The sequence below is a fragment of the Bacillus sp. FSL R9-9410 genome (assembly GCF_038050385.1).
In the GTDB taxonomy this organism is placed as follows: domain Bacteria; phylum Bacillota; class Bacilli; order Bacillales; family Bacillaceae_G; genus Bacillus_A; species Bacillus_A cereus_U.
In genome coordinates this window covers 4008673-4024670 of the sequence record NZ_JBBOTV010000001.1, presented here as the reverse complement: position 1 = coordinate 4024670, position 15998 = coordinate 4008673, and the positions used below count along the sequence as shown (strand labels likewise).

Here is a 15998-nt window from a genome sequence, read left to right as displayed (position 1 = left end):
AAAAGGAGAGGAAGAGAAATGAACTATATGCTAAATCACGGAGGATATTATCGTAATCATCATGGTGGGGGAGGACATCATCACCATGGTGGACACAATCATTATGATCATCATCACCACCATCACGGCGGCGGCTGGGGCGGCAGCTGGGGTGGCGGCTCGTGGGGGGGAGGATTCTTTCCAGGAAGTTTTGCTGGTGGAGTATTAGGAGGACTTACAGCTGGAGCGTTAACAGGTGCAGCTAGTGGTGGGGGATATTACCCAGCGCCGTATCCAGTAACTTACCCAGCACCATATCCGGCACCATACCCAGGTTATCAGCAAATACCGTATTCAAATTATTAAACTAAAAAAAGAGGATATCCTCTTTTTTTAGTTTAATAATTTATTTATAAAATACTTCCAAAATTAAGGTGAAAATATGTTAATATTTTGTTATTGTAATACAGTATATTAAATGCAAATTTTGATTTTATCCCGCTATTTGTGGGCGGTAGAACTCTCACCTCAAAATTCAGGTGGAAGCCCTGCTACCCGTAAAATCCTGATTGGTGAAGGCTAATAATCAGTGGGGGATGAACAAAACTCCCACTGATTAAAGTTTCACTTTATATTATTATTCGTGAATCGTTGCATTTTGTATTTTAATCTCTATTTCATTATGTATCGGCAGTTAGATTTATATCTTAACATTTCATGAAATAAAAGAGATTAGGTGTGAGGCAATGTTAGTAGGGAGCAGAGGCTAATAGTGATGAAATTGTCGCTTAAAAAAGTAAAAAAATGTAAGGGAATACTGTATAATAAGCTTAAATAAGCAGAGAGATGAGAAGCTTCTACTATAATTAAAACAGCACTATATTGCTTTTTTTTATAAATAATATTATGTTATTTTAATCGGCCTATTTAGAAAAAATTTGTTATTTATCCCGCTATTTGTGGGCAGTAAGATTCCCACCTCAAAATTCGGTGAATGCGAGGAAGTTAGGTGGGAGATAACTGCCCGTAAAAGCCCGATTGGTGAAGGCTAATAATCAGTGGGGGATGGACAAAACCCCACTGATTAAAGTTTCACTTTATGTGAAGGCATATTGTTAGAAAATGAAATATCTCTATTTCTATGAAGAGAAACGAATTGTGTTTTAGTCAGATAGGAAGCAAGGAGAGGTGCGCATGCTAGAACAAAGAGGTCATGCATTATATGACTCTTCATTGCAAGATTTAAAATTAGCATTAGATGAGTCTTCAATTGTTGCTATTACAGACCGAAATGGTCTTATTACATATGTGAATGATAAATTTTGTAAAATCTCAAAATATAAAAGAGAAGAGTTAATAGGAAAAGATCACCGTATTTTAAATTCCGGATATCATCCGAAAGCATTTTTTCAAATCCTATGGAAGCGTATTTTGAGTGGAAAAGTCTGGACGGGGGAAATTCGAAATCAAGCAAAAGATGGTACGTATTATTGGGTTAAAACAACAATTGTTCCATTTTTAAATGAAAAGGGAGAACCCTATCAATTTATTGCAATTCGAAATGATATAAGTAGTAGGAAAGAAGCAGAGCAAAGATTACGATTAAGCGAAAGTCGTTATAGGGAACTTGCTTATCACGATGCGTTAACAAGTTTACCAAACCGTTTACAGTTAATTACGACTGTAAATAAGATGATTGCAGAGAAACTAGAGTTTGGTATGATTTACTTTGATTTAGATCGGTTTAAATTAGTGAATGATACGTTAGGTCATATGATAGGAGATTTACTTTTAAGTGAAGTCGCTTCACGATTGCATTACGTACTAGGAGATAAAGATGTTCTGGCTAGGCTTGGTGGAGATGAATTTGTACTATTAACAAACAAACATACACAAGATGGGATGAGGCAGTTAGCGACATCTGTGTTGTCATGCTTTCAAGCACCATTTATGCTTGAAGGTCATGAAGTATACATTTCAGCCAGTCTAGGGCTTTGTTCCTATCCGCAAGATGGAAAAGACGTCGAAACGTTATTGAAAAATTCAGATTTAGCCATGTATAGTGCGAAAGAGCAAGGAAGAAATGGGGCGTGCTTCTTTACAGATGAATTACGTGCGAAAATAAATCGTAGAATGAAAATAGAGTTTGCTTTGCAAAAAGCAATTCATGACGAAGAATTAAAAGTGGCATTACAGCCCATTATTGATTTAAAAACAAAGAAATGTACTGGTATTGAGGCTTTAGTACGCTGTAATACAGAAGAAGGTCCTATTTCACCAAGTGAATTTATACCTGTAGCTGAAGAGTGTGGACTTATTATAAAACTAGGAGACTGGGTACTAGAAAAGTCATGTCGATTGTTTAAAACTTTGCCAGATTATCAAGAGGGACTGAAGTTATCTGTTAATTTATCAATACAACAATTGATGCAAAAACGATTTATTTTATCTGTTCGTAGTATATTGAAGCGAACAGGGTTTCCGCCAAATCGTTTAATATTAGAAATAACAGAAAGTATAGCTGTACGTCATTTTGATTATATTATTGCTACATTACAAGAATTAAGAAGTATGGGGATTTTAATCGCTTTAGACGATTTCGGAACAGGGTATTCCTCATTATATTATTTGAAAAAACTACCACTGGATATTGTGAAAATTGATCGTAATTTTATTCGTGAGTTTCATTATGATCACGCACAGCCAGAGCGAACGATTGTAAAATCGGTTATTGAAATTGCCCATAGTTTAAATTTATTAGTGGTTGCTGAAGGGGTAGAAACGGTAGAACAAGAAAGTTTATTAAAATCAATGGGTTGCGACTTTGTACAAGGTTTTTATTATGCGAAACCGTTAGATGTAGGTGAACTAAAAGAAAAGTTATTAACTGACTTTTAATAAAAAAAAGAGAAGCGGAAAGCTTCTCTTTTTTATTATTTTTTTTGTGAATCTTTCATTAAAATTGGATAAAGAATAAGGCCTAATACAAACAACCCAATTCCTAAGAAGAACGTTTTTAAATCAGCAGTTCCTGTTTTAATAACCCAAATGGAATATAAAAACGCTAGTGCAGTAATGATCCCATCTTTTATTCGAGATCCAGGCATTATATCATACGTTTCTCCCGTAATAACTAATTTTAACTGGTACAAGGTAGAAACAAGGTACGGGATTAAATATGCTAATGTCGCTACAACAATAGCGAAATTATATGCTTCGGAAACAGTACCAGAAATCGTTGAAAATAAGAAAATTTGTGTCATCACATTTGTAATAAATAATGATTTTGAAGGACTTCCTTTTTTATTTGTTTTTCCGAAAAACTTAGGGAAAACCCCATTTTTTGCTGCTTGGTAAGGTACTTCTGAGCTAACAACGATCCATCCTACAGTAGAGCCGAATAAAGATACGAGTGCAAGTAAGGCCATTATATAAGCACCCTTAGTACCAATTGCTAAATTTAATGCATCTACTAATGGCTTTTGAGACTCTTTTAAAACGTCTTGTGGAAGAGCACCCATTGTTAATAGAGTAATTGCCATGTAAATAAGAAGAGCGATGATTAATCCGAAAATCGTAGCTTTCTTAACATCGTGCTGAGATTTTGCGCGGTTAGAGAGCATAACTGCTGACTCAATACCGATAAACGCCCAAAGTGTTGCAATAGCAGCTGAATTTATTTGTCCACCCAACGAAATAGGTTGTCCAGCTTCATTCATAAATGTTTGACCGTCCCCGAAATTAGAGGCATTGAAAATGAATAATGTGATTACAATAAACATTGTAAATCCGATGATTTTTGCGATTGTTGCAAGAAGGTTCATATTTCCTGCTCTATCAATATTTTGAGAAAGAATATATTGAATTCCCCATAGCATCATACTACATACTATGAAGGTTAAAGCTTTTCCAAGTTCTAATGAAAATCCGTTTGCTGAAAAGAGAATTTGCTTACTTTGTAAAACTGGGAAGAATGTTGATAAATATCCTGCAAAGGAAATAATTACAGATGCTGTAGCAGCCCAGTTAGCAGCCCAGTACCCCCAAGCCATACTATATCCTGCAACTTTACCTGCCTTTTGGGAGGTAAACATTGCTTGGGCGTAACTTTGTGGTCCTGCTTTTAATTCTGGTTTACGAATTGCTAAATTTCCAAATACGAGTGCAATCATAAATACACCAAGTCCTGTAATACTCCATGCAAGTGTAGATCCCATTGGACCTGATACGTGTGCTAAATTTGCTGGGAGCATAAATACGCCACCGCCAACCATATTCCCGATAACAAAAGCTGTTAAAATCCATAATCCCCATTTTTTCGTTTCCATTTTTGTTAACTCCTTTGTAGTAAGTTTTGCTTAAACATCATTTTTTACTAGCATTTTTTGCAATAAAAAAAGAGCCATGTAGATAAAAAATACCTACATGGCTCTTTGCCAAAGCGTAGGTACAATGGGAATAACCCTTGTACCTACGCGTAATTTTTCCGCTAGGTTTCAAGGGTTAAGTATGATGATGATGTTTTTGTGCAAATGTAACTACAGTTGTATAAGTAAGCATAGTTTTTTGCTCCCTTTCTCCTCTGATTTTGAAGTTAGTATACTACATGTTTTTTTGAATGAAAAGAGAAATATAAAAAAATTTATAAAAATACGTTTTAGAGACTAAATATTTACCTATAGTTTTCTTGTACTGGAAAATAAGTGAGAGATTGGCAGAAGAGTATAGCATGGTATAATACATATAGAATTAGAAGGTGACAAGGGGCTATTGTAGATGATGAGTAAGTATGAACAAATTTATACAGAAATCAGCAAGTCTATTGATAATAAACAATTAAAAGAAGGATGTAAAATTCCATCAGAAACGGAATTAATGAAGCAGTATGAGGCAAGTAGGGGTACTGTAAGAAAAGCTGTAGATTTATTGCAAGAGCGTGGATATGTTCAAAAAATACACGGAAAAGGTGTTTTTGTATTAAAGCGCAAAAACATTGAATTTAACTTTGGTGGTATTGTAAGTTTTCAAGAAGAAAATGAGCGTTTAGGACGTTACTGTATTACAGAAGTCGTGGAAATAGAGAAAATGAAAGCGACACAAGATGTAGCAAAGTTATTAAACGTGAAAGAAAAAACGGAAATAGATCATATTAAACGTGTACGAAATATTGATGGAGAAAAAGTAATTTTAGATATAAACCATTTTGTATCGGAGTATATTCCAGGATTAACGAGAGAAATTGCAACTGCATCGATTTATAAATACATTGAGAAAGAATTAGGGCTACATATTAGCTATTCACAGCGGGTAATTGAAGTACAACCATGTACAGATGATGACCGAAAGTATTTAGATTTAAATGGAACAGACTATGTTGTCGTTGTAAAAAACTTTACTCATTTATACGATGGGAGTCAGTTCGAATATACGGAATCACGTCACCGTTTAGATATTTTTCACTTTTCGGATGTGGCGCGAAGAAAATAAAGAGATGGAGCGAAATAATCGTTCCATCTCTTTATTTATAAAAAAAATCATCAACTTATATATACGAGTGTTGACTAACTTATATATACGAGTTAATATGTAAGTGTAAACGGTATCAAAAAAAGAAAAGAGGGACGGGAATATGGGGAAAGACTATCGTAAAACAGCAGAAGAAGTGTTGCAGTATATTGGTGGGAAAGACAATATTGAACAAGCTGCGCACTGTGTAACGAGGCTACGTATCGCTTTAAAAGATGAAAATAAAATAGATAATGATAAATTACAGTCTGTTTCATTAGTAAAGGGAGCGTTTCATAACGCTGGGGTATTTCAAATTGTAATTGGTCCAGGTGATGTCGATCGAGTATACGCTGAATTGATAACGCTTGCAGGTATGGAAGAATCGACGGTAGCTGACGTAAAAGGTTCAGGAGATAAAAAATTAAATCCAGTTCAAAAGTTTGTAAAAGTATTTTCAGATGTATTTATGCCGATATTACCAGCGATTGTAACAGCTGGTTTACTGATGGGGATTAACAATTTATTAGGGGCAAAGGACTTATTTTTTGATGGTAAAAATTTATTAGATGTTTATCCGAACTTAGGCGGGCTTTGGGACTTAATTAATATGATGGCCAATACAGCATTCGTATTCTTACCGGCACTTGTTGGTTGGTCAGCGACGAAACGTTTTGGTGGTAGTCCAATACTAGGTATTGTTATGGGATTAATGCTTGTGCATCCGGCCTTATTAAACGCGTGGGATTATGGAAAAGCAGCGACTGGTTTAGAGGGACAAAAGATTGAGTACTTCGATATTTTAGGGTTATTCCAAATTGAAAAGGTAGGATATCAAGGTCAAATCCTGCCGGTTTTAGTAGCGGCATTCGTATTAAGTAAAGTGGAAATCTTTTTAAAGAAACATGTGCCAAACGCAATTCAATTATTAGTTGTGCCAATTACAACAATCGTTGTAACGGGTGTATTAGCATTAGGGATTATCGGTCCAGTTACACGTCATATTGGAGATTTATTAACAGCCGGATTAGTAGGAGTATATGAAACGGTACCAGCACTTGGGGCAATATTATTTGGAGCATTATATGCACCGCTTGTAATTACAGGAATGCATCATATGTTTATTGCAATCGACTTACAATTAATCGCGCAGCACGGCGGTACATTTATTTGGCCAATGATTGCTCTTTCTAACATTGCACAAGGTAGTGCGGCACTAGCGATGTTCTGGATTTCTAAAAGTCAAAATGATAAAAGTATGGCATCAACATCAGCAATTTCAGCGTACTTCGGTATTACGGAGCCAGCGATGTTCGGTGTAAACTTACGAAATAAATTCCCGTTCTATGCAGCGATCATTGGATCTGCTATTGCGGCGATATTCATTACTTTAAATGGTGTATTAGCACCTGCTATCGGGATTGGCGGATTACCAGCATTTATTTCTATCATTCCGAAATCGATTCCAATATTTATTGTCGGGATGATTATCGCGGTTGTAATTCCATTTACGTTAACATGGTTATTTGCAAAACGAGTAAAACAGAAGTAGGAGGAAGTTAAACATGAAGGATTGGCATAAAAGTGTAGTCTATCAAATTTATCCGAAGAGCTTTAATAGTTACTACAATAAAGAAACCGGTGATATAAAAGGAGTTACAGAGAAACTAGATTATTTAAAGGAACTCGGAGTGGATTATATTTGGTTAACACCGATATACGAATCACCACAAAACGATAATGGATACGATGTAAGTGATTATTACAGTATTGATCCATCTTACGGAACGATGGAAGAGTTTGAAGAGCTTTTAGAAGAAGCGAAAGCACGTGATATTGAGATTATGCTCGATATTGTTGTAAACCATAGTTCGACGGAGCATAAGTGGTTTAAAGAGGCGAGCAAAGACAAAAATAGTCCGTATCGTGAGTATTATATTTGGCGTGATGAAAAAAATAACTGGCAGTCTAAGTTTGGTGGATCAGCTTGGAAGTACGATGAAAAAACTAAGCAATATTTTTTACATCTATTTGATGAGACACAAGCTGATTTAAACTGGGAAAACGAAAACCTTCGTGAAGAAGTGTACGATATGATGCGCTTTTGGTTGGAGAAAGGTGTAAAAGGATTCCGCCTTGATGTTATTAATTTAATTTCAAAAGATCAAAGATTTTTAAGTGATGAAGGCACCCTGGCTACAAGTGATGGGCGTAAATATTATACGGATGGTCCACGCGTCCATGAATATTTACAAGAGATGAACCGAAATGTTTTTGAAGGGAAAGATGTAATTACAGTTGGAGAAATGTCATCTACGACAATTGATAATTGTATTAAATATTCAAACCCAGAGCGTAATGAACTAAGTATGACGTTTAGTTTCCATCATTTAAAAGTGGATTATCCCAATGGTGATAAGTGGACGAAAGCTGATTTTGATTTTATTAAATTAAAAGAAATTATGTCTAATTGGCAAATTGAAATGCAAAAGGGCGAGGGATGGAATGCGTTATTTTGGTGTAATCATGACCAGCCCCGCATTGTGTCACGCTTTGGTGATGATGGTAAGTACCGAAATGAATCTGCTAAAATGTTAGCGACAGCTATGCATATGTTGCAAGGAACACCTTACATTTATCAAGGGGAAGAAATCGGTATGACGAATCCTAAATTCGAGTCCATCGAGCAGTATCGTGATGTGGAATCGTTAAATATATATGATATAAAGCTAGAAGAAGGATTATCAAAAGAAGAGATTATAGGGATTTTAAAACAAAAATCTCGTGACAATTCCCGTACTCCAATGCAGTGGAATGAAGAGGTGAACAGTGGTTTTACAACAAATACACCTTGGATTTCAGTGGCTGATAGTTATGAAGAAATTAATGTAGAAAAAGCGTTAGAAGAGAAAGAATCTGTATTTTATCATTATAAAAAGTTAATTGAACTTAGAAAAACTTATGATGTAATTACAGAAGGGGAATATGCTATTTTAGATGAAAATCATTCTAAGATTTGGGCATATACTCGTACTGTAAAGAATGAAGTACTACTTGTTATAAATAACTTCTATGGAGAAGAAATAACATATTCTGTACCAGGTAATGTTCAATTAGATGGAATGAAACAAGAAGTATTATTGTCAAATTATAAAGATTCAAGCAAGGATATTACAAATCTTAACTTAAGACCATATGAATCAATTGTATATCGATATACGAAATAAAAGGTTGTATGCCCAAGTGGCATACAACTTTTTATTTTAAGACACCACTATATAAAATGCTTACTTCTACTTCGGGCTTAAATTTCACTTTTGCATAATCTTTATTCCAATTTTTTTTCTTCCATAAATCAGGATGATAAGCGATAAGGTGTCTTCCGATACCGAAAGCATCACAATCTGCTTTTTGTAGCTTTTTCGTTATTTGTTTAGCTTCTTTCGTAAGTTGTTTCGATAATTCTCTATTTAGCTTTTCTCTTTCACCCATTTTATAAAGATTATCCCTTGGAGCTTCAAGCGCTATAATTTTTAGTTGGAGCTTAATGTGAGCATAAACATTTCCTTTTTTATCTGTTGTTATTTTTAATTCTCGTTTTAATTTCTGATTGCTCACTTCCATTGTTAAATAATCAGATGTCTTCTCTGATTCATCACTAGTAAGTTTTTGGGTTATACGGGCACTTGTTCCCATTTTTCCGGTTAATAACACGAATAAAACAGCTTGTTTCAGGGGTAAATGTCCAGTTAATTTGTCTTTATTAAATAAAGCTAACCCGTCTGTAATAACTTCTTTTCCTTTTATTTTTATAGAAGGGAGAGTGAAATCTTTACCCGGATCTAACATTTTTGTAGCGGCTGTTTCTAAAGTTTCTTTCGGAAATACACTCATGTCCTCTAAGCTTTTAATTTTTTTCTTTAGAAAATCTCCAATTAGTAAATTTCCTACTTTCTTTTTTTTTAGTATTTCAGCTGTTTCACCATCTACTGAAATAAGTTTTACCAGAGCAGTAGGGTTTGTTGGGTCTCGAAAACTAATATCTAAAAAAGGTAATATTCCTTTTTTTTGAATTTTTGTTCCCAATAGTTGCAAACCGTATTTGAAATAGCGAATATTCCCAGTCACATTTTCTTTCAAAGTATCGCTAGTATCTCGTATGTTATGGCCGGTTGCTGAATGTATTTCATTTTCAAATGAAGATTGTTCGCTTCCTGAACTTCTTACAAGTTCGATGGTTTGTTGAAGTTTATTTTCTTCTGTAATATCAAATCCAATACTATAAGCTAATCTAGCCTCCCTTAAAGGTTCTTGATCCCAGCAACCAGAAAGAAGAGAGCTAGCACATAAGATGCTACATAATTTAACTGTTTTTTTGTGCATATGGAGCTCCTTTCTTATTTCTTAATAAGGAATAAAGAAGAAATAAAAAAGGAAGAAAGACAATAAAAATATAAGTGAATTTATCAGTGAAATTTGCAATCACTTTTAATTCTTCAGGTGTATCTATAAATAAGGCGATACTAAAAGAGATAAGTCCAACAATTGGAACAGCTTTTTTATGATTAGCAAGGTTGAATATATGCCCAATACCTATAGAAGCAGCACAGTAACAACTGGCAATAGAAGCTACGACAGTTATCATCCAAATTGGTATGAATATTAAATCAGTGCGGTCTATAATCCCGATATGTAAGGAGCGCAATAAGTAAGCGACTGGATCTGGAATAAGCTCAATTTGCTTTGGGCTAAATACGATAAAGCAAATCCAAACCGTAAAAGTGTAAAAAAGTGTTACGAATCCATTAGCAATGGAAATTGCTTTCAGCCGTTCCACAGGATTCCCATTTACCTTTGGAAAAGCAATAAGAATAATTTCAAAACCATACATTGCTGTAATTGTTTCTTTGGATGCTTGAATAACATTCCACCATCCAGCCTCTGTAATTGGAAAAATATAAGAAAAATCAGCCCGTGTAAGCCCTAGGGCAATTAAAAGAGCCATGGGCAAAATGAGAATAGAGGCCATAACATAAAATCGTACAATGACTTTAAACGTATTATAAGCTACATAACAACAAGCTATTGTAAATAATATGAGGATTGCAGACCAAGGAGTTGCTTGCAAAACCCATATTTTAATGACATTACAAGCATTTAACATAACGGTCATACCGATAAGGGTAAAATAAAAAACATAAGAGAATCCTAATAGTTTTCCAAATTTATTACCAAACATCATACAAACAATTTTATATATATCTGCATTAGGAAATCTTTTTAATAAAAACCACATAAGTAAAATAATAATTTGAATCGCAAGACCCGCTACGAGTGTAGAAATCCATCCACCGCCTTTAGCTATTGGGTGAAGACGGTTCGGTAGAGAAAGTATACCAACACCGATTTGGCATTGAATAATGAAAAAGGTCAATTGAACTAATGAAATTTTACTTTGCGTGTTTGTCACCGTTCTCATCCTCTCTCGTTACATGTTGTCGTTGCATTTTTTTCGGCTTTGAATCATGTGGTCGTTCCCAAAACGACCAAATTGGAAGTCTTACAAAAGAATCTTTCATATCTTTTATACGCATTGGTGCAAGAGGAGAAAGATATGGTGTATGAAAAGAATGAAGTTTACATAAGTGAACGAAAGTTATAATTAGGCCAAATGAAATTCCTACATATCCGAATATGGCAGCAAGGATCATTAACGGAAAACGAAGAATCCGAACTGCTGAACTCATATCGTTTGATGGCACGAGAAAAGAAGCAATTGCAGTTAAAGCTACAACGATAATCATCGTGTAAGAAACGAGTCCAGCTTTTACGATCGCATCACCAATGACTAAGCCGCCTACAATACCAATTGTTTGTCCAACTCGGCTTGGCAGACGAATACCAGCTTCTCGTAACAATTCGAAGATCAATTCCATTAAGAGAGCTTCAAAAATAGGAGGGAGTGGTACTTTTTCTAATGAAGCTTTAATTGTATAAACGAGTTCGAGTGGCAATACATCAGGATGAAAGGCGACCGTTGCGATATATATAGCTGGTAAGAGAAAGGCGATTAAAAAACTTACTAAGCGAATCATTCGCACGAAAGAACCGACAATCCAGCGGTTATTATAATCATCTGGTGATTGATAAAAAGCAAATAGCGTAACAGGAACGATAAGAGCTGTTGGATCACCATCTGATAAAATGGCAACTCTTCCTTCCATTAAATTTGCAACTGTTCTATCTGGGCGTTCTGTGTTTAATTGTTGTGGAAATGGTGAGAAAGACGTATCTTCTATAAATTCTTGTATGTAACCTGGTGGTATGAGTGCATCTGTCTTAATCATTTCTAATCTTCTTTTCACTTCTGCAACGAGATCGTCATTAGCTATATTTTGAATATAAGCAATTGCCACTTTCGTGTGCATTTCTTCACCAAGTGTGAAATATTTAACGACGACATTTGGACTTTTTATGAGTTTACGAATAGACGCTAAATTGGTTGCTAAATCTTCTACGAAACCAGTATGTGGTCCGCGTACAATCCCTTCATTATCAGGCTCTGTTATAGCTCTCTTTAAAGATAATGCTGTTTCAAAAATACAAAAGCTTTCGACATGCTCATGGAAATACAATGATTTACCCTGTAATAAAAGTTGCACACCATAATTTAAATTTGGGTCTGCTAAAGATTCGATATATAAAATTGTTCCTTTTCCGTTTTGAAAAGGGATATCTATTTTTTTTATATCATCTGAATGACAGAGCTTATTTTCAATGTAATTAATATTTTCCGGAAGTGATGGAAACATATGCTTTTGATTCTTGCTCTTTTGCTGTTCCTCTTGTTGTATCATAATTTCCACCTCTTTTAGAATAAAATTCCTTCTGTTAATTTTTGTTGTTTGGGAGAAATTTATGCTTGGATTATTTGGAAAAAATTACTTGTAATTTACGGTATCTCATCCTTCACGCACTATTTAATTTCATAGCAGTACTTCTCACATTCATGTCGAATTAATTAGAGGGTACATATAGGAGGGAATAAATATGGAAATAGCTGTGGAACGAGTTTTTACAAATGAGATTTTAGCAGAAGCTGCAAAGATATTTAATGTGAAAGTAGAAGAAAAGCCACTTGGTGATTTTGAAAATTATATTTTTAAGGCGAAAGATAAAAATGATGAAGATTACGTATTACGTTTAACGCATTCTTCTCATCGCTCAAAAAAAGAGGTAGAAGCTGAATTAGATTTTTTACGATATGTTGCGGAGAACGGGGCAAAGGTAGCAGGACCACTTTACTCAACATCTCAAAATCTTGTAGAAGAAATTGTAGCAGAAGATGGGACTTTCTTTTTCGCTTCCTTATTTACATATGCAAAAGGGGAGCAAGTAAAAGGAGATGAATCGCCTTATTGGGGAGATGCTTACTTTGAAGCGTGGGGAAAAACGATTGGACAACTGCATCGCCTTACAATGAATTATCCTAAAACAGATTACCGTGATACGTGGGAAGAGGATGAGAGTGCAATTGTTAATGAATTAGAAGATGAGAAAGTGAAAGAGATTGCTGCTATATTAATGGATGAAATAAAGGCTCTTCCAATTGAAAGAGAAACATTCGGCCTTATGCATGGCGATATTCATCCAGGTAATTTTCATTATGATGGAAAAGAGCTAACAATCTTTGATTTTGATGACGCAGCTTATAATTACTTCATTCATGATTTTGCAATGGTTCTTTATTACTCTGTTCTTTTTACACCGTGGACATTGGAGAAAAAGACGGAATTTGCTCGTAAACAGTTACAAGTATTACGAAAAGGCTATGAGTCTGAAAATAGATTAGCAGATAGTTGGTATGAATCGTTACCGTTATTTTTACGTCTACGTGATATTGGTTTATACGGTACGCTTCAAAAGAAATTTAAAGGGAAAGATATGCCAGAGGATTTTCAAAAGTTATCAGATGAGTTGTATGAAAGAATTATAAAGCAAGAGGCAATAGTGAATATATAATACAGAGATAAGGGAACAAAGTATACAAAATAAATGTATACTTTGTTTTTTTATACAAAATATGTTTGTTTTATTAAAATAATATTGTCATAGATTCGGTATACATTATATAATTTTATGTATATTCTGAATATTCTTTATAAAAAGGGGGAGGAATGTTGGAAGCTATCGTAAGTTGGATAAATAATATTGTTTGGAGTCCGGCACTTGTCTATTTATGTTTAGGAGTAGGTCTATATTTTTCCATTCGAACGAGGTTTTTACAAGTAAGGCATGTAGGGGAAATGGTGAAGCTTACATTTCAAGGAGAAAAATCAGATGCTGGTGTTTCTTCATTCCAGGCGTTAGCACTTTCTTTATCAGGACGCGTTGGAACAGGGAATATAGCTGGGGTAGCCACAGCGGTTGCATTCGGTGGGCCAGGAGCTGTATTTTGGATGTGGGCGGTAGCCTTTTTAGGAGCAGGATCGGCTTATGTAGAATCTACATTAGCACAAATATATAAGACGAAACATCAAGGACAGTTTCGCGGTGGACCTGCTTATTACATTGAAAAAGGACTAGGTGTTAAATGGTACGCATTAGTGTTCGTTGCAGCGACAATTCTTGCGACGGGGATGCTGCTTCCAGGTGTTCAAGCGAATAGTATTGCTGTAAGTTTAGAAACAGCTTTTGGTATTAATACTTCCGTATCAGGAGCGGTATTAGTAGCGGCATTAGCACTTATTATATTTGGTGGAGTTAAGCGAATTGTTAACGTAGCGCAAGTTGTAGTGCCGTTTATGGCACTTGGTTATATTTTAGTAGCTTGTGTAATTGTAGCTATGAATATTGAAAAATTACCAGACGCTTTCATGTTAATTTTAAAAAGTGCATTTGCATTAGAAGCAGCTTTTGGCGGGATTATTGGTTTAGCAATTTCTTGGGGTGTAAAACGTGGTATTTATTCAAATGAAGCAGGGCAAGGAACTGGGGCTCATGCAGCGGCAGCTGCTGAAGTATCGCATCCAGCTAAACAAGGGTTAGTACAAGCATTTTCCGTTTACATTGATACATTATTTGTTTGTTCAGCAACAGCATTTATGATGATTATTACAGGCATGTATAACGTATTTGATGCAAGCGGAAAAAACTTTATCGTCAATAAATTAAATGGTGCACAGCCAGGTCCTGGTTATACACAGGCAGCGGTAGAATCTGTTTTCCCTGGATTTGGAAACGGTTTCGTCGCAATCTCTCTACTATTTTTCGCATTTACAACAATTATGGCTTATTACTACATTGCAGAAACGAATATAGCTTACTTAAACCGTGATAAAGACCGCCCTTGGATGTCTATCGTACTAAAGTTTGTATTCTTAGGAGTTGTATTCTACGGTTGTGTAAAAACAGCAGAAACAGCATGGGCTTTAGGAGATATTGGTGTAGGAATTATGGCATGGGTTAACATTATTGCGATTTTATTATTACAAAAACCGGCATTGATCGCATTAAAGGATTATGAAAAGCAGAAAAAAGAAGGAAAAGATCCAGTATTCGATCCGCAGTCGTTAGGAATTAAAAATGCAGATTTCTGGGAGCATGAATACGGGAAAGATAAAAAAGAAGAAGTATCTTAATAGAATAGGAATGAGAGAGCAAAGGGAAATCCCTTTGCTTTTTTTATGGACAAAATGTAGATGAAAGTTATTTTTTCGCCTATTTTTGAATATAAAAAGAATGTACATGCTTTGTTAGGGGAAGGAGGGAGTATGTTGATTGAGTTTCGTAAAGTTAATAAATATTACGGTAACTTTCAAGTTTTGAAAAATATTAATGTACAAGTGAAAAAAGGTGAAGTGGTAGTAGTAGTTGGCCCTTCGGGATCAGGAAAAAGCACGTTGCTTCGGTGTATAAATCAATTGGAGGTAATTACCGATGGAGAATTAATTGTACAAAATACGGAAGTACACAATGCGAAAACAAATATGAATGAATTGCGCCGAAATATTGGGATGGTCTTTCAACACTTTTATTTATACCCGCATAAAACAGTGCTTCAAAATATTACACTAGCACCGATTAAAGTAAATAAAGTTTCCAAAGAAAAAGCGGAGCAAACAGCGATGTTTTATTTAGAGAAAGTGGGAATCCCGGAGAAAGCAGGTGTATATCCACATCAACTATCTGGTGGACAACAGCAAAGGGTGGCGATTGCTAGGGGGCTCGCGATGCAACCGGAAATTATGCTGTTTGATGAGCCTACGTCTGCTCTTGATCCAGAGATGATTGGGGAAGTGCTTGATGTTATGAAAGCGCTGGCTAAAGAGGGCATGACGATGGTTGTCGTCACACACGAGATGGGATTTGCACGTGAGGTAGCAGATAGGATTTTATTTATGGATGATGGTCAAATTATTGAAGATACAACACCAGCAAAATTCTTTGCAAATCCTGAACAAGAAAGAGCTCGTCTATTTTTAAGCCGAGTGTTAAATCATTAAAGGAGGAAT

12 protein-coding genes and 1 pseudogene are annotated in these 15998 nt (G+C 35.3%); 9 read left to right on the top strand and 4 right to left on the bottom strand.

Features of this window, described 5'->3' with window-relative positions; translation table 11 throughout:
* The first annotated feature begins 18 nt into the window (after positions 1-18).
* Entirely contained in the window at positions 19-345 is a 327-nt protein-coding gene (locus MKX77_RS21005) for a hypothetical protein (protein WP_341307704.1), read from the top strand.
* A gap of 828 nt (positions 346-1173) precedes the next feature.
* Entirely contained in the window at positions 1174-2877 is a 1704-nt protein-coding gene (locus tag MKX77_RS21000; RefSeq protein WP_215555218.1) for a putative bifunctional diguanylate cyclase/phosphodiesterase, read from the top strand.
* Between the two features lie 35 nt (positions 2878-2912).
* Here the strand turns inward: MKX77_RS21000 and MKX77_RS20995 are convergent, their stop codons facing one another.
* Positions 2913-4307 carry an amino acid permease gene (locus MKX77_RS20995; protein ID WP_215555219.1) on the bottom strand — a complete coding sequence of 465 codons (1395 nt, stop codon included), beginning with the start codon at positions 4305-4307 and terminating at the stop codon, positions 2913-2915.
* Positions 4308-4755: 448 nt separating this feature from the next.
* Here MKX77_RS20995 and treR point away from each other — a divergent pair, with 448 nt between their 5' ends.
* The 3 genes from treR (at position 4756) to treC (ending at position 8711) form a co-directional block, all read left to right on the top strand.
* The gene (gene treR, locus MKX77_RS20990) at positions 4756-5466 is read left to right on the top strand and encodes a trehalose operon repressor (RefSeq protein ID WP_341307703.1); all 711 of its coding nucleotides are present in this window, start codon (positions 4756-4758) and stop codon (positions 5464-5466) included.
* A 142-nt stretch (positions 5467-5608) separates the two neighbouring features.
* Positions 5609-7036 (top strand): PTS system trehalose-specific EIIBC component, encoded by a 1428-nt coding sequence (gene treP / locus MKX77_RS20985; protein ID WP_341307702.1) that lies wholly within the window; start codon positions 5609-5611, stop codon positions 7034-7036.
* 13 nt (positions 7037-7049) lie between these two features.
* Positions 7050-8711 carry an alpha,alpha-phosphotrehalase gene (gene treC / locus MKX77_RS20980; protein ID WP_341307701.1) on the top strand — a complete coding sequence of 554 codons (1662 nt, stop codon included), beginning with the start codon at positions 7050-7052 and terminating at the stop codon, positions 8709-8711.
* 31 nt (positions 8712-8742) lie between these two features.
* Here treC and MKX77_RS20975 read toward each other — a convergent pair whose 3' ends face one another.
* From MKX77_RS20975 to gerKA, 3 genes are read right to left on the bottom strand one after another with little or no spacing between them, the layout of a single operon-like run.
* Positions 8743-9867 carry a Ger(x)C family spore germination protein gene (locus tag MKX77_RS20975; protein WP_341307700.1) on the bottom strand — a complete coding sequence of 375 codons (1125 nt, stop codon included), beginning with the start codon at positions 9865-9867 and terminating at the stop codon, positions 8743-8745.
* On the bottom strand, positions 9848-10954 hold the full coding sequence (locus tag MKX77_RS20970) for a GerAB/ArcD/ProY family transporter (RefSeq protein ID WP_341307699.1): 1107 nt from the start codon (positions 10952-10954) through the stop codon (positions 9848-9850). The genes MKX77_RS20975 and MKX77_RS20970 overlap by 20 nt, the downstream gene beginning before the upstream one ends.
* Positions 10935-12341: a spore germination protein GerKA gene (gene gerKA / locus MKX77_RS20965; protein ID WP_341307698.1), complete on the bottom strand. Its 1407-nt coding sequence runs from the start codon at positions 12339-12341 to the stop codon at positions 10935-10937. Before gerKA ends, MKX77_RS20970 begins: the two co-directional genes overlap by 20 nt.
* A gap of 18 nt (positions 12342-12359) precedes the next feature.
* Between gerKA and MKX77_RS20960 the strand changes: the two are divergent.
* The 4 genes and pseudogenes from MKX77_RS20960 to MKX77_RS20945 form a co-directional block, all read left to right on the top strand.
* Positions 12360-12505: pseudogene (locus MKX77_RS20960) on the top strand (CPBP family intramembrane glutamate endopeptidase); the annotation flags it as partial.
* A gap of 29 nt (positions 12506-12534) precedes the next feature.
* Entirely contained in the window at positions 12535-13506 is a 972-nt protein-coding gene (locus tag MKX77_RS20955; RefSeq protein WP_341307697.1) for a phosphotransferase enzyme family protein, read from the top strand.
* Between the two features lie 158 nt (positions 13507-13664).
* A complete protein-coding gene (locus MKX77_RS20950; RefSeq protein ID WP_033714297.1) occupies positions 13665-15125 on the top strand; it encodes an alanine/glycine:cation symporter family protein in 1461 nt (486 codons plus the stop codon).
* A 60-nt stretch (positions 15126-15185) separates the two neighbouring features.
* The gene (locus MKX77_RS20945) at positions 15186-15989 is read left to right on the top strand and encodes an amino acid ABC transporter ATP-binding protein (protein ID WP_341307696.1); all 804 of its coding nucleotides are present in this window, start codon (positions 15186-15188) and stop codon (positions 15987-15989) included.
* Positions 15990-15998: the final 9 nt, after the last annotated feature.